We start from the raw sequence: 21,574 nt of genomic DNA, 5'->3' as shown, positions 1-21,574 counted from the left end.
TTTCTCTCAGTTTTAAAAGTATTGTATCTTATTTATAAAAGACCGACTATAACTACGAAAGAGCTCGTCGATTAAATTGTAGTAAAACGGGCATTTTCAATGCTCTAAAGCGTCTTGGCATCAGTCAAAAAAAAGACCTTCGAGCATCCAAAAGCGTGTCCGATAAAGAGAGTAGCTTACCAGAGTAAGCTCGATAGCTTTACGCAGCAAGGCTATCCCATTGTCTATATGGATGAAAGCGGCTTTGAGGCTGAAACCATTCGTTCTCATGGCTATGCACCGATAGGTACACCCTGTATTGATAGCTACAACTGGCAGGCAAAAAAGCGTACCAATGTCATCGGTGCTTTGTATAAAAAGATGCTGTTTGCGCTTGATTACTTTGAGACAAATATTAATAGCAATATATTTTATGGCTGGTGTAAGTCCACACTTATTCCAAGTCTCAAAACCAAGTGCGTGATTGTCATGGATAACGCTCGGTTTCATAAAAGCAGACGTATCCAAAAACTCCTCAACAGGCATGGCCATCGTATTCTTTGGCTGCCGCCGTACAGCCCTGATCTGAACCCTATTGAGAAAAAATGGGCACAGGCTAAGTTTCTACGCCAAGGGTGGATGGAGAATAATCTACCAAAACTATTTCATGATATGGGCTGTATCGATTTTATAAAGACTTAACTATATGCCACTCGAGCTCAATAATTAAAATATAATGGTCCAACTCAATACAAAAAAACACCCCTACAAGCCTCATCAAAATAGCTCATAGAGGTTTTCTATGTTTATTTTTTCTTAGCTGAGTGTAAGAAACATGGGCCTTGCTATAAACTCAAACTTGAAAAATATCCACCTTAGTCTCTAAACATTTTCTTAAGGCTAAGTCATTACTACCAATACCAAACGAAAGCTCAGGTTTTTGATAAAAGTCTAACCCTCTGCCAATTTTTATAATCCAGTCATTATTCAATCTAATTTCACAGTCATGTAAATTTTCATTAACTTTAACTTCAAGTGCAATATCAAGCTCCAAAAGGCTTTGCTTAAGTTCACCTAAACGATCTGATATTTCTTTGACGTCAGTTTGTTCATCATAACTAGTCACTAATACAATTTTTTTAATACTTGGTACTTTGACAAAAACCTCACAAAGCCTAACAAAGTTATGAACCTGATGAGATGATCTAATATATGGGTCATCTATTTCAACAGATTTGACACCCTTCAAATAAGGTCCAATTATTGACTCATAACTATACCCAGTATCACCGTAGCGAATCTCAAAGTGCCTCTCTACTACTTTATCTTCCAAACGATCAACATCTTGAACTTCAGCTCCTCTGCTCAGTATGGCTGAATCATCTACATATGCTACAGACTCTTTAATAGTTACCGGATTATCCTTTTCTTTAGTGCCAGATAAAGCTTGTTTTCCAAAGCTTAAATCATGATCGATATGAATATTTCTACGATAAGGATCCTGTGTCGCGAGCGCGGAACGCGATTCTGGACAGTAAACGACAATCTCATCACCCTTAGTATTTATATAAGATAAATTAATTTTTGCAAACTCATCATCTGACTTGCGCTTATTCATTTGCTCTTTTACTCGACGACGAGACTCAATGGCGTAAACAACATACTCTTCAAACTCTTCATCACTGGGCGGACCATCTGGATGTAATATCTTAAGAAATGCAGCAACTATTTTTTTTATACCTTTTTCGTCACGCCCTTCTACTGCATTACCTAATTTAATACGGCTACTCACCTCTTCATAACGATTAGTCTGTTTTAACTGGTAATGAAATGCCTCCGCTATATAGTCTGTAATAAACCCATAGTTGCTTGTTAAAAACTCGCTACTATTTTTAGGCATTTCCCATCCTGGTAAATAGCAAGCAAAACGGTCCATCATTGCCAAATCAAACTCTTTAGGTAGCGGTTGAAAAAGATCATATACTTCGGAGTTTACGATTTGCTCTACTGATAAATCTAAATTGCCCACAAAAGCCATTGAAGCATCTGCAATGACTTCCACCCCTCGAGAGAAGCGACCATTCGCCATAAAGTCTTTCATAATTTGAATAGTATCTTGATCTCTAATCTTGATACCACCAACTTCATCAAAAGCAACCGTATCCCAAAATCCTACTAGTCCAATTTGTTTGCGTTGATTATTATAAAATAGAGTAGCTTTAGTTGCTTGACCACCACTGATTAACGTAGAGTAAGGTGAAAATTCACTGAAGAAATATGACTTACCTGTACCTCGTGGGCCAAGCTCAATGAAGTTAAAGTTTGGCTCCACTAAAGGCATTAAACGAGCTAAAAAATGCATTTTAACTCGTTGCGTTAACTTGTCAGGTTCTAGGCCAACAGACCGTAATATAAAACTTAGCCATTCATCACGGGTACATTGAGCTCGCCCTTCACAGTACTGATTAAAATTAAAACGGCTGAGCTGAATCGGTCGTAAGTCTTCAATATAAAAAGCGTAATCATCCTCTTCAATATCGTTGTAAGCTATGGTTACTTCCGCCCAAAGCCCACCTTGTAAAAGACGATCGTGATCTTTGTAATATTTTTCACTAATAGCAATTCTTCTAGAGTCAAAGTTCTCTAAAGCTGCCCAGTGTCTCTTGTCTTTTTCGATATAGTTCACATGTACTTTATCAATAAAGCGGAATTTACCTTTAGTAGCTACTTTAGACTGTGCGTGATTCGCCTCATTGGGTCGAACATAATTGTCATTTAAAGTCTCTAACACGGCTTCCATGCCAGCTTTAATTTCATCTGGGTCATCGCTCGCACAATACCGTGCCAATAAAAACTCAAGCACAAATGTAGGAACGTTCGTGCCTTTTTTGATCCGATGTACCAAGTCTTTTCTGACTACTTTGCCATCAAAAAGTTCATTTAGTTTTTTGTCTAAAGCATCCATAATTTACACCGTATAATCTGTTTCAAGCTCTATCTGCTCATATACTGCCATGGTCGAAGGATTAAACGCTTTTAGGATAAACTTGCCCTCGAATTCCATATCCATTTTCAGAGTTATTTTTTGTTCATTGTCCGGTGTCATTATAATGGTACCTGTAGCAGTATTAACCAGACCCCCGGTTTTTGCCTCGCCAACTACTTCACCTTTTTTATTATGTGCCTCTAACAAGACTTCTACTTGCACATCTACAGAAAACATATCTTCAGTTTGTAATGTGAGTGCTACTACCGGCATCCTTGTGGTAATTCTTTTAGCACCGTTTTTATAATTAATAGCCACTTTGAATTTCTCTACCGAAACCTGGCTATCTTTTGAACCATCAAGCTTCACTGTAATAACCGGAACAACACACTCTTGAAGTGATGCTCCACCATGATAATAAAGCATGCCTGATTTATAAGTGGCAAATGAAAGCGGTCCTGCAACTTGCTTGAAGTCACCCTTGATGCCTGCCTGCTCACTGCTTAGGCGATAGTGATGCAAGTCACTATCACCCTCTCCTAATACGCAGCGCTCATGAATTACTTTCCAGTCGCCTTGCGGTTTATTACAAGTATCACCCGCTTCTGCATGCGTATTCATAAAGAAGCCATGATCAGTCACTATAATGACTTCATTAAATCCAATCGCTTTTAATTTAAGGATAGCTGTGCGGATGTTTTTGAGCGCACTAGTCACTGCATCAGGTGCTGTTTCAGGGTGATTTTCGAACTGACTGTCTATCTCAACTGACCGAAGGATAAACAACTCAACGTTCTCATCGACTTTCTTACCTGTACCTCGCGCATATTTCTCAAGCCTTCCCTCATCAAACCGTTGACCATAGCGCTTTCGTACTAAGTTCATACGTTGCTCAACTGTTTTGACTTCTTGATCATCAATATAAGGCACTATATCTTTTCCAGATTTTTCTAATCTAAATCCTGTACTGGCACCAGGAAGTAAGCTTGCCATGCCTACCAAGGTTATACTGGGTAATTGAGCCAATGCAGTCGTTATCTCAACCGCTCCTTCGTTCTCAATCTGCTCCTTTAAAGCCATTCCCATCTCATAGCGTAAAGCATCAACCATCAGATAGGCCACTTTATAGCCATTTTGCTGCAATTTTGGCGCTACTAGTTTATCAAATACATCAGTATTAGGTAGGTAACCCAAGACAGGCCAGCCTTCATTTTGTAAATACTGAGTAAATAATGATTGAACTTTCTCCATCAGCTTACCGTATCGTTGGCGAGTTTGAGCTTGAATTGGCTTGGTTATTTCTTCAAAGTCTTGCCCACTACATAAAGTTACCGCTTGCTCGAACTCACGGTGTAGGCGGTCTACCTCACGCAAATGGCTAGTATATAGCTCGATAAGCTGATCCATATTCCGAGCCTTACTCGGAATCATTCCTTCATACTCAGTACAGGACTCTAACAAGGCCAATGCAGGTCTTAATAAGTCCCACTGTAGCTGACTCTCACCTCGGCTCATCCATACAGAGTCAGACTGTCTTGAGATAATATCTCGCGCTGCCCGCATATCATGTCGCTGCATGGCGCTTATCGCTGTGGATAAGAAAGTTCTTTCTTCAAACGGGAAAGTGTCTTTTACGCCTAAATCACTCATACTTTGACAAAGAGCAGCCAGACCTAGATCCCTTTCGACTTCCTGAGCTTTATCTATATAGATATCTCTCGTTCGTATATCATTGCGAAGTCTTGCACATATTGTTTCAATGGTAGGTAATGCATTATCATCTGCTCTAGCCACATCCTCCAGCTTAGGAGGCAGTGCTTCTGGCAAATCAAATACAAACTCACTAAATAAGACATAACGCCACAGCTCATCAGATATAACTGACCAAGACTTACTGCGTGTCTTCAGCTTAAGACCAATGGTAGCTTTCAATAGCCTTTTAGCCTCACTAATCCAAATTTGAGGGTCTTTATCACTATTACTAAGTGCCGCTTCTTGCATGTCATTAGGATGAAGTAACGCAAGAATAATTTCATTGGCCGAATCGGTATTTAATAACGACTTCAAATTTGGCCAGCTGTCCCCGCCCCCTATTGCATCAATAACAGCAAAGCTTGGGCTGCTATCCTCTTTAAATATATTACGTATTTGAGCCGCGTAATCTGGTTTGGCTGTTAAGCAGATTGATAAAAAGCTATCGCTGTCCTTTTTTGGGTCAGGGAATACAGCACCACATTCTGCATAGATAGAAAATGGGTCAATTTGTTTCTGCTCATCAGTTAATGATGGGCTGGCAGGCACATATACCAGCAGCTCATCGACCTCTTTTGTTCCAATCTTGCTAAGCGCATCTAGGGCAGCTGCACGACTAATAATACTAGACTCAGTTGTATCGACTACGATAGTTTTTTCTTGAGTCATACTGAGACAGATCTCTCGATACCTTTGATCTGGGTCATATACTATCAATACTTGCTTGGCTTGCAATAAGGGCTCAAGCTTTCGTTGCTTAATATACTCTTCAATATTCATACGTTATTTATATCCTAAGACATGCAGCTTTCTGCACCTTATAAGCAGCCAAACTTGGGTTATGACAGACCAAGCTTACTAACTAAAATCACAAGCTTGGCCTACTAAATTATTGTAATCGGGCTTTAGCCTCATTAACCATATCATTCAGCATAGTTTCAGACGCGGGTATGGGCTGCCATTCTAGCTTAGTCTTTCCAGTGGGCTTTTTCCCACGCATGATCGGCACTTCTACTTCTTGCCAAAACATATCTTCTACATCATGTGCTATGGCAAGGCTTCTATCTTGATGGCATTTTCGTAGCACACGTTCTGGCCACATACTGGCTGCTAAATGCGCCCAGTCATATTCACCTTCTTCTAGCTTTTCCCAGGTTTCTTTTAACTTTTTCTGCCAAGCAGTATGCTGAAATAGCTTCCATAATGGCGCTGCTGTAATCTGAACTCCATCATTTAAGTTGGGTTTCCATATTTTTGCTAAGCGCAATAACTCATCACGAAAATCTTTTAGCTCACTCTGAAAGTCAGTCAGCTTGGTCAGCTCTTTTTCTTCTGTGCTGCTACGATTAGAGTTATTGCTTAAAGCATTCAAATCTTCAGTCACCAAGGTTAGTCTTGGCTCGACAAAGTCATTTATACAGCTATATAGTGTTTGCGAGTTTAAGCGATGATAATAAACCCAGAGTGTATATGAGCCTGATACAGTTTGGAGTGGCCAATAAATAGGAGCAAATCTTTTATTTCTTGAATAAAGCTTTAAGTGGTTATCAAAAAACCCCATTGGCTTTGATAAATACTCTTTTATGCTATCTTCATAGACATCAGGATTCAACAAAATAGAATGGTTGTTGTTACTAATTAAATTTGTTAATTGATTAAGTGAAATAATCTCATTTTCTTCTTTAAGGCACCATCTACCAAAGTTAGTTCCCATATAATACGAATAAACTCTAGACTTCCAACTACTTGCTAATGATTCAGCTATCTTCTTATAATTATTCTCTGGTCTCTCTCTTTCATCTAAAATCTTAGATGAAAGCTTATTAAATACAATAGATTCAACACCATAGCACCTGAGAACCACTTGATCTAACTCTGTATATAAGTTCTTGATATTTGAGATAGCCATATCAAACAGTTCTAAAGAAAATTCTTTGTTTTCACCAACCTCAATAACTAGTTCTTCGAAGCTTTCTGGCTTAAACACATCAAACTCTTCAAAAAATGAAAATATTTTTTTAAATTCATCCGTAATTGCTTTACCTAACTCTTCTAACTTTCTATCAAATATGTCTGGTGCTGGTAATAAAGTTACATGAGCAGATAACCATTGATACCTACCTCTTTCACCAACCTGAAAAACTCTCAATAAAAGTTTAAATAGTGAAGAGTTAAATAAGGCTAATAAACTATAGACCTCAAGCGTATCAAAAGCACTCTGCTCTGGAAAAAAGCCTGGACCATTATCGTTATAAACTACATTCTCATCCTCAATTATACGAACTCCAAACCCTACTGAATTTTTAATACTCCAACCAAGAGATTTTCTCCCTATATATTGTATATTTTTCAAAGTTCTAGACTCTGAACCATATTTACCAATAGCAAATGCTCTTAATTCTCTACCATCATTCAACCAATTAATACTCATATCTAGTGGAGCATAAAAAGTTGAGAAAACACCACCTTTAAATAGAGGGTTCCAACTGCATTTTTGAACTTCCCAAGTATTCCGAGCAAACCTCTCGTCATCTCCAGTTATCAACCCTTTTCTTACTGTCCCATAATTTTTTTCTAAGCTAGTTCTAGTAAACAAGTTTAAAAGCCAAGGCTCTGCCCAATAACATAAAACCCCCATAGGAATTAGTGAAAAGTCTTTTGATTTAACAATATAAGTACGCTTATAAGATAAATTACAGAACTCTTTTAATACTGCTTCCTTATTTTCTGGTTCTTCTCTTAATATGTCTGCACATAAAGTACTATCTTTCAGCTGATTCTCTTTAAAAACTAATAGTGCTGTATCTACAGCAGCATCCAACACTCCTCCACCTAAATCAATTAGGTAAGACAGTGTATTCTTTTTCAAGAGAGTGTTAACTCTAAAGTCTGTAATCCTTTCGTTTAAGATCAGCGTTCGTGATAAAATAACCCCACAAAACCTGTTTGAAGTTCCTAATATCATCGCTCTTTCGATAAAGTTATTAATTACATCATGTGAATGATCGGCGTAAGCTTGTTTGATATAATGATCTAGTTTACTAGTAGAGCTTCCAAAAGGCGGATTCATCAATATTACGTCAAACTTCTTACGACTCAAGTCGATAAAAGCGAAACCTTTAGCCGCATCTTCTGCAAAAAGTCTCTTTTCACCAGCTGCTGATGTTGCCTGCTCTGAGTAGCCTTTAAGTGCCTGTAAAATCAATTGCTCAGCATCTTCCCAAAACGTCTCATCATTAATACCACTTAGATCAAAGCCTAGCTCTTGCTGAGGAGTAGCTTCTAATAGCTCCTCCTCAAATAAATCACCTATACGATTTGAGGCTTTTTTATCCTGCCATTGATTACGTGCTTCATCAATCGCTGATTGGATTTCTTGTTCAATTTTTAATAACGTACCAGCCTCACCAGCTAAACTCATTTTGTCAAAAATAACCTCTACCAACTGACCCAGTGCAGGCGGGTTTAAAGTGCTGGTAAACTCTTTTAATAAGTCCTGCTCCCCTGGCATCGGCTCTGCACAGACAATATTAGACTTTACGATAACAGGACGCTGCTGAGGCTTAATACCTTGCTCATGCCAGGCACGCTGCGCGCGTTGCCAGAGACTTAACCCAGCAATCTGAACGGCTCGTGGATCGATATCCACACCATGAATATTATGTTCAATAATTAGTTTGGGTATTTGCTGCTTAAAGCTATCTAAGTCTCCATAGCTACTTTGTAAGGACTGCAACTCCATTTCTCTTTCAAATACGTCTGCACCTTGTTCTACTTCAATTTGCCACGCTTCAATATAAATGCGCTCAAACAAATCAAAAGCATAGAGACCAAAATGCATAGATCCACATGCAGGATCTAACATTCTGATAGTACGAGGATCTTTTAGCGGTCGGTGCTGAATATAAACAGGCTGACTCAAGATCTCTTCTTGCGTCAACGCATCTGCTTCATTATTAAGATTTGACTCATATTGAATAGGACTGATTTCGTCTTTAACCAAGAATACTTCATTAGGGCGTTTAACTAGATATTGACAGCTATCAACCAACGTAGTATTACCTTTAGTCATCTCATACCAAATAAGCCCTAACGTATTGTCAGTCAAAAACTCTACTACGTAGCGTGGTGTGAAGAACTGATTACGCACAGCCATCTCTCTACTCGTACGAGGTGCACGAGAAGCAGAACGCATCTTATCTATTTCATCACGACCATTCCAAAACTGATAAATCCAACCAATAGTTTCATCTTCTGCCCATAATGGCTCAATCTCGTAGTCATTTATTTGTTCAATCAGCTGCAATAAAGCAGTCTCACGAGGAAACAGGCGACCTTGAACACTAAAGCGATCAAACAAGACTGCTAGATCCAGACCGAACTCATCAAATAGGCTAAACAGGTAGCTTTGATATGCATCCCCTGTTTCCCCATGACTACCGTCTTCTAACATTTGATAAAGCTGAAACCCTTGCGAGCTATATCCAGAGCCAATTGACTCTAACAAAAATCCCCGTGCTTCTGCCATACGCAGTGCAGCTAAGCGATTTAGAACCGTAAAGGCTTGCTCTCGTACAATACGCTCTAACACCAGCTTGACTTGTTCTTTTTGAGTCTTACCCGCAGTTGTGGTCATATAATGCTGCAATGTATCACGCAAGATATGAGCCGTTTGCAGCTGATAGTTATCTAAATGGCTGAGTGACTCTATATCAGCAATTGTCCCTTGATTAGGATCTAACCCGTATGTGGCTTGTAGCTGGCGCGTAAACTCTTCACTCAAGATAGCTCGGGCTTTACTAACAAAAGACTGTAAGCGGTTACGAGTAGTTTGATCAAATGCCATAAGTACTTCTCCTACTCGTTAGTATCATCAAAAGACAAATTTAATTCAAACTCATGAGCCTGTTGTAGTTCACCTCGCAGACGCTTTAACTCATTAATCAGCTGACTTAACTCTGTCATACTAGTAATAGCTGGCTTAATCGTCATCTTCCGAGTCAATACAGTCCTACCTTCTTGATAGTCTATCTTTTGCTCTTCGACTACTTTTTCTTGCTGGCGCTTTTGTACCGTTTTAACCACGCTAGATTTAATGTCTTGCAACAAGTAATTAAAATCATGCTCTTGTCGCAGTAACGCTTTCAAACCCTCTATATCTTTGGATACAGATTTGAATACTCCATCAAGCCCACTCACTGCATTATCTTGTTCTTGTTGAATCAATGCCGACCATTCAGGCACATTACGTAAATCTTGCTTTGCAGATTTCATGGTCTCACTTTGTTTATTTAACATCTGCTCAACAGTCTGCGCCACTTTACTTTTTATCTCTGTTAAAGCGGAAGCAAAGTCAGGGCTATGCTTATAAAAATCAGGCATCATTAGACGCTGATCTAAGCTCTCAAGCGTCTCTGCTAAATCCGATTTCAGTTGTCCGGGGATTCCATTATCAGGAAGGTTATTCAGTCCATCTCTATGCGACTGCAATAATGTCAACGTCTCATCCAAACCATTTTTAAAGCTTCTATCAAGCTCTGCGGCCCACTTCAAGCTGTTGTAAAGCTCAGAATCTTCGGCTCCTAGCCGAGTTGGTGCATCTGAACCGTCATTAGATAAGATATCTCTGAGATCATTCGCTAAAGCTTCTAGCCTCTCAACGCCCTTAAGACTAAGTCGAGTTAACTTGCCTGCCAGAGGGGCATATTGATGTTGTAAAGTAGGGAAAAGCTTAGTAGTGGCCTTACTAATTTCGTTCTCTAACGGCACTACTGTGTTTCCACTCAACTCTGTTAGCCTCTCAGAAGCTTTGGCCATCACATCTCTGCTTGGACGTTCATCACGCAGTGATATGCCTATTTTCTTAAAACTATTATTATTTTTTAAAGCGTCTATAGCATGTTGCCCAGTCACTACAATTTCACGACCGGCAGATTTAACCTTTATCTCACCAGCATATAGCATTGCCGCAACCAAATAACGTATGGTATCTTGAGACCAACCATAAGGAGCATCTGCGAATACATCCAATAAACGACTGCCTTCAATATTGCCCTGGCGCTTAACGATATCTCTAATACTTATAAGCGCTTTATGCTCGATATTAATTGTAGGCGTTCCTTTTTCACGCTTCACTAGACCTAAAGGATCAATATCGCTTGTGATACCATTTAAACTGTTTGCGCCCAAAAACTTCTCAGCAAGATTGGTTTGGGCTCTATGTGGTGCCTCACTATGCCGATTGTATACCTGTTCTGCAACACCACCTAAATGCTTATTGGCTGCCTGAGTCAAATCCTGACTTAGCGTATCTACAGCGACTACTTCTCCTCTAAAGATAAACGAGCCTTGGAGTAAACTACCTTTAATTAATCGCTCTAACTCATTACGCTTACGATTGGCGATCTCTCCTTGACTCGCACAATACTCTTTAACTTCTTGGTCAGGCTCATTACGATATTTATTAGCAACTTCCATACATCTAAAAACATCAGCTGCTAAGTTCTGCATATCTAGTTTTTTACGACCGATGAGATAGATATTATGTTCATTTAGTTTTTGTCGGCTATCATCGATGAGTCGTTCTTTTATATTTTCATATTGCTGAGGATCAACCAACTCAACCACAGTTTGTATAGCGTTGCTGCTATGCCCAGATATAATGATCTCTCTGCCATCTGAATTAACAGCTCTTAATCCAGTGGATACCACTAATACCCCATCCTTCACTTTAGCAGACGGCAAAGGTTTATAGGCCTCTTTTAGAGCCTCATTTTGAATGCGTTGTAATTCAGAGTTTCTTAAAGCAAAGTTTGCACGGTCTTGCTCTATGTCGTTCAGCTTTTCGCTGAAAAAGCAAAATGACCCTTCTTTTTCACCAAAAGGTATAAATTGGTTACTGATTAAATCATTAACGGCTTTTTTTACTTCATCAACATTAAGGCTGGTATCAATACTAGACTGCATTAAACCACTGATGTTTTGAGTAGTAATAGGTAGATTACCCAACACTTGAAGTACACAAACTGTTTTTGCGACTTCTTGATGAATTTTTGAATTAGGGTACTGAATAATTACTTTTTGTACTGACTGATAGAGAGAAGGCGCGCCTTTCTCAATGTCTTTTCTAAGTGCGTCATAAATAGTGACAGTACTGGCTAACCAACCTATTGGTTGATTCGCAATAGCGATATGCTCATTAGTACTGCCTACTAATATATCCTGAACCACTTTAATGGCTGAGCGTAGCCCAAATCCGCCTGTTGATTTTGCAAGAGCACCTAAGAGATGTAGTAAAATATCAAAGTGCGCAGGTAAAAACGGATATAAGTTAATGAATGTTTGTTTATCAAAATCTGTACCATAAACTTGAGTGTTCTCAAGCTTAGTATGATTACGTAATGCTTGACCATGTTGATCAAACAGGTCGCCTAAAGTTTGTTCACCTTGCGCAGATTTACTCAATAAGCGTCTATAACAAATTTCTTTAATATCATTGGCTTCTAAGTCAATTTGGATTGGAAACCTATCTTTAAGCTTATATAGCTCTGGTGAGTTCAAAGATGCTTTTGGATCATCTTCTGTTAACGTTTGCTGAGCCGTACCTATTAGCCATACCTTACCATCGCCAATATTTTTCAGGTTTTTAGCTAAGCCATCTAAGTTTAAGATTAAGTCTTGCTTAGAGCCGACGTATTGACCGACCTCATCTACAATAAAAATAATATGTTCTTTACCTGATGCCTCTCGAGCAATTTCAATCATCTCTTCGACACGGTCATTCTCAAAACGTATGAAGTCTGAATCTTCTGTACTTAAGCTACTCTCTGTTTTAAAAACCTCCGGATACATCTGATGCGCAATAGAAGGAATGGTACTATCAACGATTAACTCATCATTGCGATATTCACTCCACTCTAGCCCTTGGGTATACTCTTTAAATACATCCTGGAACTCTTCATGCCGCTTATCTTTTTTCAACTTTCTTTCAAAGGCAGCGACTTTTAAGTTTCGTGAATACCCCGCCCACTGTAAAACCTTATAATAAAGAACAGTAGACACCTCCTCCATGGTTGCACCTGCCAGCTGTTCACTAGCTAAGTCCAGCATCATCACAGCTGCTGGAAATCGCTTTGCAACGGTATTCAATAATGCCTTTGTCGTAGCCCTTTGCAGCCGATCCTCTAAGTACTGAATAAAAGGTGTGCCATCAATAGTGACATTATCGTCAAAAGCCAACCCAAGGTATTTGGTAAAAGAACTTTTACCTGAACCATAGAATCCCGATACCCAAACACCCACTTCATTTTGACCACCTGCCTCCATAGCATCCTGCATTTTTCTAAGCAGTTTTTCGAACTGGTCTTCTATGCTGTCTGTAACTACATACTCCGAAATCTCAGCTCGCAAACGGTCTTCCTGAGACACGCCATATGTGATGACTTTTTCAATATTACGATATATATCTTTATTACTATCAAATAGGGTCTTAATTTCCATTTTCTTCTCTTTTGATGGATAATTTATTGGTTATTTATAATCGATTTTTCAGACTTTTTTTACTTAGCCACCATGATGGACTGAACGGTAGTTACCGTCTTCTGGATAAAATCCTAAAAACTTTAACTGGGTCTTTCCCGTACTTACACCAGGATATAAGATGATGGTCGGCACCTTAAACTTTCCATATAGCTGACTCTCTATAGAGCCTATACGTATATAGGGATGTAGTGCTTCTGTATCAGTTATTAGTAAAATGGCTTTTGGCTCTTCTTCTAACTCTTTTAGCTTTTTTTCTAATTGAGACTGTAAAGCCCCTTTTTTATTAACAGCCTCTGCAAGCGACTTATTTGTCTTTTCCCAGTCTAAAGGTGACTTTGCATCTTGATTTGTCCAAGTCTTCTTAATAAACGGAGGCATACTATCAAAAAGCTCTTGGATGGCTTGAGTCATAGAAAAAATAGAGACATCCCAGCCGCTATTTTTTAAAGTCGCTATCCACGCTGGTAGCTCACGCTTCACATCCAAAATTTGACTAGGAGCAAAAATCAAATAATAGATTGGCTCAAAGCTGGCGTGTCCAAACTCTCTGCCTGCTTCAACTTTTTCCATTAGGCCTTTAAAGTCATTTGTTAGAGATGACATTTATTACCTCCTCCATAGTACTGAACTGCCAACTTATACGAGTTACCTCACCAGCAGACTGGACAATTAACCAATTATTTTTTGCCATTTTTTTCAACTCTTCGCGTACATCCATCGGTTCCAGACCAAATAACTTCCATGCTGAATGATTAATAACAGCGTTATCTCCTAAACCAGATAGATGCAACCAGTAGGCCAAATATAACGAGACATCACCCTGGATCCTTACTGGTAATATAGCTCGTTTTGAAGCTCTACCAGAAGATAAAAGCCCGTAGTCAGCACAGCACCCAACCACATAGGAGGATACTCGCTTTATAACTGATTCTGCCCATGGTTTTTGCGTCTTTCCTTCATTTACTGCATTCGTAACAAACTCTCTAGCTTCGCTAACAGATATCTCATCATAACCTCCTATATAGCGCTGCCAATATACTTCTATAATAAAATCCTCTAAAACTTGATTTGCAAGAGCAGTATGAATAAGAAGAACTTGGTTGATACTTTGTGAGGACATAGTATTACTGAGTAACTTTAAATGGGAAGCACTATTCGTCTTCATATAACGTGGAGAAAAACACTCTGCGATAATATTGCGTAATCGCCGTGCAGTTACGGAGGGGAAGTAACCCGAACTTAAGGCAATTTCATAAAGCTCAGCGACTGTCATTCCTGGCTGATATAAGTTAAGCAATATCTTTGTTTCTTCAATCAGTCCTAATCCAGCTCCAAGCTGAGTTGTATAGTACTTTTTATCACTCTCAGAACTCATTACGACTCCCTTAAATAAGGAAAACATTTATAATTGTTTTCGAACGCATCTATATAATGAACAATCATCTTTAATAAAGAGTTTTCTAATTCTTCATCGTTATAGACACCTATGTTAGTCGGCCCTTCATTTCGATCTTTACTTTTATTCAGAAGTTCTTTATTTACTAACTCACTTAGTGCATCAATAGCGCTCTCAGAGCTTTGTATAATGTCTTTTAAATAACTTTCTAAATTTTGATCTTGAATACATCTAAAGACATTGCGCTCTATAGCATCAGGCAGTCTATATAGATGGTAGGTCTTTCCCACTCCAATGTGCTCATCATGTGTTTTTCTAGATGCTTCACAAACTCCATTATATTGGGCTAGAAATATCGTTCTTGGATATATCGGGGATAGATAAGCCATACTAGCTGGCGTATAGAAACCACTACTCCACCAATTGAACTGATTGCTTTCGCCTAAGTATCCTATCAATACTCTAGTCTTTGCTATTAACTCGTTTAGATTCATGGACTATTACTTCCTAATTTCCACTTATTAATTCCTAAAATGTTCGCATTTAGGTTTTATTTATAGCCCTAACTTATTAGGTCTGGACGTAATGTGTTTTAAGATATTGAATTCAAAGGTTCACTTTAACTGAGTCTCTGAGTAAGCTTATCAAGTGATAACATCTAAACAGAGCTAACATTAAGCATATTCATAAACTGATTTTTTAAAGCTGTGCGTCTAGCAACGATAAAATCAAGGAAATCATCAAAGCTCAGAGAGTCACTAGTACCAATATAATTCTGCCTTAAAAAGCTCTCTTTATCAGAAAGAGACGTATAAGTGAGCGACAACCAATCAACTAAAGACTTGTCGCTTTTTTGGATGTTTTGTGTCGATTGCAGTAATTGTAGATTCGGCAAGCCATTGCATACAGTAATATAAGCTTCAACATCCTCTTCACTCAACCCCATTTTTCGCAAGTATTTTTTATTAAAAAAAGATGATGGATGAATATGGTCTTGGTGATATTTAAAGTTGTAGTTCAAGCCTGGGTATAAAAGAGTAAGAGCGCAATAGGTTTTAGCTTTACCGTACTGCAGGTCTAGCAAGCTTTCAATATCATCCTCACTAAAACTAATAGATTTACGACTTCCTCTATAATATGCAATCGTTTCTTGTAACGGAAACTTACCTAAGTTTTCATTAACTAGATCACGCATTTTTGGGTAAATGCTATCTGGTTGACCACCAAACACGCCCTTCAATAGCACTCTTGCTAACCATTCTTTAATTGCTTTTCTATCATCTTCACGCTGGCTAGAATGGACGATACTGTCTGAGAATTTGTTTTTATAAATAAAGTATGCAATCGGGATGATCGTGTTAGTTGCCGTTAAATTATCTCGACTGTAGCCAAGCTTAGATACTAACTGAATGGCAGAGCGCATTGCCTGAGAGGTTTCATCCCAATTACGCTCAATCACAATCATATTATTCTTAGTAAAGTTATTGATCTTAAACTTAACATCGAAATCTGCTAATACGAGACATGATTTTAGAACAATATCTTTGTTGAAAGCGAAACCATCCCCGATCATATTTATCTCATCAACAAACTCATGAATAACTTCACGTGCAGCCTTTTCTTGCCATTCTGCTGTTGCGATAGATAACAAAAGGTCAGAATAGCTTAGCTTGGTTCCACCACTGTTGGTTCTAATAAATATTTGCAAGACTTTGTCAAGTTCCTCGCTTTCTTCTAAGTAATAGCTGATGGTACCTTTTTGGTGGATCACATTGAAAAAGCCATTAAGTGTATTAATGGCAAATGCGCACTCCTCCCCGCTGTAAACAGAAGTATCCATCAATTTGTTTTCTACTAGAAACATGGATGATTTACCCATATCAGTAATTTCTAATATTTTCCCACATTCGAACCAAAAATAACCATCTGTAGGTTGAGCTTCATCCTCTGTTAAGAATTTAAAGTCGTATTCGACTTCAAGCTCTTCTGCTGGTTTTAGTAAATTCAAATAGAGTTTTTTAGCAGGAAAAGCATGTGCACTATCCCACCGATAATAAGGTATTTTCTTTGCATACGTTCCAGTGAGCGCAACATACATTGAAGTCATTCTTTGCTGACCATCTAGTAACGCAATGATATCCTCATCACCGCTCAACTCTGCTTTACGGTTATGCCTATTGTCTTTTTCATGATAGTTTTTTAGAAACTCATAAAACTGGAAATCTTTTATTTTGTTTTTATTTACTTTCCAAAAAAGAAAGGTACTGATTGGATAATCTCGCATCAATGAATCAAATAAAGTTTCGATTTGATATGTATCCCAAACAAATTCACGCTGAATAGAGGGCAGTACATAGTTGCGCTTTTTAATATTATCAATAGCTGACTTGATGGTGATAGGGGTTTGGTACGCCATTATAAGAATCTCTTTAATATAGTTTTAAATTTTTATCATTATCTTTTAAACTTTCCTGCTAACCACTTTGGGATCACCTATTTAGTTAATCCCACCCTCAACAGTACAGGCCATTAACTTATTTAAGTCAGGTAAGGGTGCCTTATAAACCAAGGTAGTCATGATACCGTTTTCCAAACTCGAAAGGTAACAAATGTAATGATTTCTCAAAGTAATACAGCTCGTCCGTATAGTTCCATATAGCCTCACCACAGGAGTATTTACGATGAGCATACGCATGATCTAAAGCCCCATAATAACGATATTAAAAGAAACTGAGGCAGGCATACTCCTCAGTATTACAAATATCTCATATTTTGCATAACTGCCGTTTAGATTAAATACTTGCTGATACGGCCATCAAACACAATCATAAAGCGATTAAGAGCAGCCGTCCATCTACGGATGGGCATCGCCCACTTTTTGGACGCCTGCTGGATTGCTAGATAGACTACCTTAAATGCTGCCTGATCAAACGGGAATACCTTACGCTTATTCACTACCGTACGAATAACACTGTTTAAAGAGTCAATAGCTTTGGTGGTATAAATGATCTTTCTAATTTCTTTGGGATAACCAAAGAACACCTTTCACCTTTAAGCCTTCTCATTTATTGCGCCAAGACTTGACTATATATGGATATTTATCGCCTTCATTCTATGATAACTACATACCAAGCAGCTCTTTTTTACCGTCAAAAGCGACACCTGGAACCAGATAAATAGCCTTATTGATGATCTGCTTATCTTGGCGTACTTTGACGACAATACAGTCTAGATAGACGATAGGATAGATGGTATTCCATCTCAGTTTCAAGAGCAGTATCGATGAGTGATTGCATGAGCTGATTTTGAAAGTCTTTGATGCACTCAAAGCTGTTCACGCTACTAGCTATTTCTCAACGAGTTTTTTAGTGTCAGTTTGATTAATGATTGCGTATTCTTTGGGTATTGGATTCTAAGCAGTTACACCGTTTTTAGAAAACCCATACAACAAAACGCTCTCGAAATCTCTATTTTTTTCCTATTTATATCTAAAATAATTTAATTCCAAGCATGAGTATAAGGAAAAAAGCTAATTTTTGCCTATATTGAGGTTTTATGATGATTTTTTTTATTCGCTACTTATAGTTATGCAGTCCTGATCGTTGTATCTTCAAACCATATTAATAAATTTGGAGATGAAACTATGATTTCGAAGAAAAAAAGATGGTCTGAATACACGAGTGATGAACTAGAGTTTATGAGAGAAACTGTAGCAAATGCCTCTCCCGCCACTCCATTTTCACCTGAATATGCGGCGGCATATCTGCGTAAATCGGTCAACACCTTACAGCATATACGCTGTCACAAAACTGACGCCATTACATACAGTAAAATCGGCGGGCACGTGATATATCGACGCAGACATTTAGATGAATATCTGGATAGATGTGAGAAAAAGTGCACGTCTAGTAGACCTCTTACATAAGTTATCGCTAGTCCTTGCGACTCAGTGAGTGAAAGTCAATGGAATGGTAATTTTGCAAGAGTTCTAGTCTTGAATTAATGAAGGTAAAAAATCCTTTCATTTACATACTACAAGAATTGATTGACTGAAAAAGCAGTAGCAAGAAACCGAGGTAAATCCTGAGGACTTACCCATTAAACCCTTAATAAGGAATTTTTCATGGATATTAAAAATATCAAGAAAAAAAACAACCTGCCCACTTTGCAGAGTGGACAGGCTGAACAAGTCTTACTGATTGACGACCTTAGTAAATCATCGACTACTATTGTATCAGAAGATACTTCGAGTACGCTACCTATGAAATATGATAGAGGCCATATCGTGCAAAATAGCGAGGGTCTGTACTATATTACTGAGAATAAGAACACTTCGTCATCTTTAAAAGAAAAGATTTGTTCACCTATTAGAGTCGTAGGTCGTAGTCGAGATACTCATCATACAAACTGGTGTATAGTTCTCGAATGGTTTGACAAATCAAAAACTTTGCATGCCTGGTCAGCACCGCTAGAATTAATCCAGGGTGACAGTCGCAAGTATCAAAGAGAGCTTACTCGAAGAGGGTTAGTTATTTCTACAGAGAAACATTTAAAAGATGCTCTAGATTTCTATCTAAATAACCATCCAACTGAAAACTTATTTATTTCTACCAATAGAGTTGGGTGGTATGGTAATGTCTTTGTTATGCCTAACAGGATTTATGGAGAAACAAATGAGGCTATTACTTATCAGCCAGAAAAACCTTTAGATCATGGGTATAGCGAAAAAGGCACTCTCGACGAGTGGCGAGAAAACGTATGTTCTCCATTAGGTGCTCAAAGTCGGCTAAACTTTGCTATTAGTTGCGCATTTTCTGGTTCGTTATTGAAACTTTTATCCATTGAGGGAGGCGGATTTCATTTAGTAGGGAAATCTAGTATTGGAAAGTCGGTCTGCTTGGATGTAGCAGCTAGCATTTGGGGTGATAAAAATTATGTTAAAAATTGGAATACCACTAAAAATGCTGCTGAGGTTTTGGCAACCACATATAACGATGGTTGTTTAATCGTGGATGAAATCAGCCAGGCTAAAAACGAAGACTTAGATGATATGATTTATATGTTTTCAAATGGTAGGGGTAAAAATAGAAGTACAGCTGATGGCAGTAATAGAATGGTTAATGCTTGGCAGACCATGGTGTTATCGAGTGGTGAGGAAACACTAAAAGCTATAATGAGTCAATCTAAGAAGAAGTGTAACGCTGGTATGGAAGTGCGTTTATGCCACATTGATGCGGATGCAGGAAAAGAACTGGGTATTTTCGATGGTCTGGTTTTAGCCAGTACAGCTGAAAAGCAGGCAGATATATTGACAACATTAACAGGTCAATATCATGGCACTGCTGGAACGAGCTGGCTGAATTACATTACTCGATATAAAAATCTGGTAATTATAGAAGCAGGCTTGTTGATTGAAGAATTTATGAGTGATTATGATCATACTGAATCCCAGTCATATAGAGTTGGCAAGAAAATTGCTGTTGCGGCGGCTGCTGGGGAGCTAGCTACCAGAGCCAGAATTACAGGCTGGCAAGATGGAGAAGCTATAGCTGCAGGGAAAATATGCTTCGAGAATTGGCTCGAGAATTATGGGCATGATGGTAAACAAGAAGATCGCCAAATAATTGGTCATATAGCCGGTTATCTAGAAAAGTTTGCAGGCAGTCGTTTCCAGACTGTAGGCAAACCCACGCAAAAAATCAGTAAAAGAATTGGCTATCATAAGCCAAATGATGACCTCTATCTTTTTGGCATCAATACATTTGAAGAAGTATGTCTACCATATAGTAAAAATCAGGTCTTAAGAGTCCTTAGAAGCCACGATCTACTTCGTTTTAATGAAGATGCTCGCAGTTCACTGAAGCTAAATAATAAAAGCATCGATTATGGTCGCGCTTATGCTGTAAAAGGTGAAATCATGCGCTATGACTTTTAAAATATTCTTTAGTTAATATACTGGATGCAGTGCTATTGAGCATTACACAGTATAAATACACTTAATTCACTCATTTAAACGCACCTCCTAATTGTCTAAGATATACCTTAGACAATTAGTTTTTCTATCTGCAATAATTATTCTAACTTTATCTTAATCCTTCCTATTCTGTAAACTACCAGAACTACGCTATCTTATTTTCAGTGCTGTCCTATAATATTACTTATATACTCAGCACTAATTCGGCGTCTATACCTAAAAACACTGGGAACTTGGGGAACTCTAGAAAAAATTTACATCTAAAAACTATTCAGATACCGTGACAGACCTTTATTTATAGGGGTTTATGGGAAATATTATCTCATTCCTCTGACGTGTATAGTTCCCGCTGATAGTTAATATTTCAATATTTTACATTGAGAGTTCCCATTATTTATAGAGATTGAACCGTCACGACAATATTGAAAGTTTTTTTATTGGAGTCAGACGACTTTTCCTGCAGAGATTAAATTCTCATAATGCTACTTTTTAAACTCAAATGGCGATACATAGCCAATCGCTCTATGCTTACGCTTTTTATTGAACCACTCCCCCATTCAAGCGTGGCTAATTCAATATCGTTAACACCAGTGCGGTATTCAATATTTCAAATCAATAAGCAGACTAACAGGCTAGCTCGTTACTCAACCTTTAAAGTTATAAATCTGATAGGAATAATTAGTCGAAAACTGAAGAAGCATAATTATAAGCACTATGATTAAGGACTTAGAACATGTGATGGCATCCATAGAATATAATTTGTAATTAGTGCATTTGATAAAGCATTAGCAGAGTTTGATGATATGAAAAAGAGCATGTCGGTGTTTGTCAACATAGTTGTCACCAATTTACCAACTAAGCAACTCTCATTTCATCAATTGATTTCGGTTCTTTTAACGGGTTCAATGTCGTTGGAGGGACGGGCGTACAATTTCTCACTTCGCGC

The 21,574-nt window shown here is 38.2% G+C and carries 10 protein-coding genes and 1 pseudogene; 2 read left to right on the top strand and 9 right to left on the bottom strand.

What is annotated here, in order from left to right:
* Positions 1 to 114 precede the first annotated feature (114 nt).
* On the top strand, positions 115 to 681 hold the full coding sequence (locus KZA12_RS14025; RefSeq protein WP_256932993.1) for an IS630 family transposase: 567 nt from the start codon (positions 115 to 117) through the stop codon (positions 679 to 681).
* 151 nt (positions 682 to 832) lie between these two features.
* Here the strand turns inward: KZA12_RS14025 and brxL are convergent, their stop codons facing one another.
* The 9 genes and pseudogenes from brxL to KZA12_RS13980 all read right to left on the bottom strand — a co-directional run.
* Positions 833 to 2,944: a BREX system Lon protease-like protein BrxL gene (gene brxL, locus KZA12_RS14020; protein ID WP_218690655.1), complete on the bottom strand. Its 2,112-nt coding sequence runs from the start codon at positions 2,942 to 2,944 to the stop codon at positions 833 to 835.
* Between the two features lie 3 nt (positions 2,945 to 2,947).
* Complete coding sequence (locus KZA12_RS14015; RefSeq protein WP_218690654.1) at positions 2,948 to 5,497, bottom strand: PglZ domain-containing protein; 2,550 nt, start codon at positions 5,495 to 5,497, stop codon at positions 2,948 to 2,950.
* A 109-nt stretch (positions 5,498 to 5,606) separates the two neighbouring features.
* Positions 5,607 to 9,563, bottom strand: coding sequence for a BREX-1 system adenine-specific DNA-methyltransferase PglX (gene pglX / locus KZA12_RS14010; protein WP_218690653.1), 3,957 nt, complete (start codon positions 9,561 to 9,563; stop codon positions 5,607 to 5,609).
* An 11-nt stretch (positions 9,564 to 9,574) separates the two neighbouring features.
* Complete coding sequence (gene brxC / locus KZA12_RS14005; RefSeq protein WP_218690652.1) at positions 9,575 to 13,216, bottom strand: BREX system P-loop protein BrxC; 3,642 nt, start codon at positions 13,214 to 13,216, stop codon at positions 9,575 to 9,577.
* A 63-nt stretch (positions 13,217 to 13,279) separates the two neighbouring features.
* Positions 13,280 to 13,861 (bottom strand): BREX protein BrxB domain-containing protein, encoded by a 582-nt coding sequence (locus tag KZA12_RS14000; protein ID WP_218690651.1) that lies wholly within the window; start codon positions 13,859 to 13,861, stop codon positions 13,280 to 13,282.
* Positions 13,842 to 14,633, bottom strand: coding sequence for a BrxA family protein (locus tag KZA12_RS13995; RefSeq protein WP_218690650.1), 792 nt, complete (start codon positions 14,631 to 14,633; stop codon positions 13,842 to 13,844). Before KZA12_RS13995 ends, KZA12_RS14000 begins: the two co-directional genes overlap by 20 nt.
* Positions 14,633 to 15,148: a BrxE family protein gene (locus tag KZA12_RS13990; RefSeq protein WP_218690649.1), complete on the bottom strand. Its 516-nt coding sequence runs from the start codon at positions 15,146 to 15,148 to the stop codon at positions 14,633 to 14,635. The genes KZA12_RS13995 and KZA12_RS13990 overlap by 1 nt, the downstream gene beginning before the upstream one ends.
* A 164-nt stretch (positions 15,149 to 15,312) precedes the next feature.
* Positions 15,313 to 17,070: a DUF262 domain-containing protein gene (locus KZA12_RS13985; RefSeq protein ID WP_218690648.1), complete on the bottom strand. Its 1,758-nt coding sequence runs from the start codon at positions 17,068 to 17,070 to the stop codon at positions 15,313 to 15,315.
* 371 nt (positions 17,071 to 17,441) lie between these two features.
* Positions 17,442 to 17,910: pseudogene (locus KZA12_RS13980) on the bottom strand (transposase); the annotation flags it as partial.
* Positions 17,911 to 18,777: 867 nt separating this feature from the next.
* On the opposite strand from KZA12_RS13980, the gene KZA12_RS13975 reads away from it, so the two are divergent.
* Complete coding sequence (locus tag KZA12_RS13975; protein ID WP_218690647.1) at positions 18,778 to 20,589, top strand: DUF927 domain-containing protein; 1,812 nt, start codon at positions 18,778 to 18,780, stop codon at positions 20,587 to 20,589.
* Positions 20,590 to 21,574 lie beyond the last annotated feature (985 nt).

It is taken from the genome of Psychrobacter sp. BF1, from assembly GCF_019279065.1.
Lineage (GTDB): Bacteria > Pseudomonadota > Gammaproteobacteria > Pseudomonadales > Moraxellaceae > Psychrobacter > Psychrobacter urativorans.
The sequence above is the reverse complement of the archived record's forward strand: the minus strand, read 5'-3'. Positions and strand labels throughout refer to the sequence as shown.

Coding starts and splice junctions, on each gene's coding strand:
- brxC (WP_218690652.1), bottom strand. CDS start 13,216: ATGGAAATTAAGACCCTATTTGATAGTAATAAAGATATATATCGTAAT.
- KZA12_RS13990 (WP_218690649.1), bottom strand. CDS start 15,148: ATGAATCTAAACGAGTTAATAGCAAAGACTAGAGTATTGATAGGATAC.
- KZA12_RS13995 (WP_218690650.1), bottom strand. CDS start 14,633: ATGAGTTCTGAGAGTGATAAAAAGTACTATACAACTCAGCTTGGAGCT.
- brxL (WP_218690655.1), bottom strand. CDS start 2,944: ATGGATGCTTTAGACAAAAAACTAAATGAACTTTTTGATGGCAAAGTA.
- KZA12_RS13975 (WP_218690647.1), top strand. CDS start 18,778: ATGGATATTAAAAATATCAAGAAAAAAAACAACCTGCCCACTTTGCAG.
- KZA12_RS14000 (WP_218690651.1), bottom strand. CDS start 13,861: ATGTCATCTCTAACAAATGACTTTAAAGGCCTAATGGAAAAAGTTGAA.
- KZA12_RS14015 (WP_218690654.1), bottom strand. CDS start 5,497: ATGAATATTGAAGAGTATATTAAGCAACGAAAGCTTGAGCCCTTATTG.
- pglX (WP_218690653.1), bottom strand. CDS start 9,563: ATGGCATTTGATCAAACTACTCGTAACCGCTTACAGTCTTTTGTTAGT.
- KZA12_RS13985 (WP_218690648.1), bottom strand. CDS start 17,070: ATGGCGTACCAAACCCCTATCACCATCAAGTCAGCTATTGATAATATT.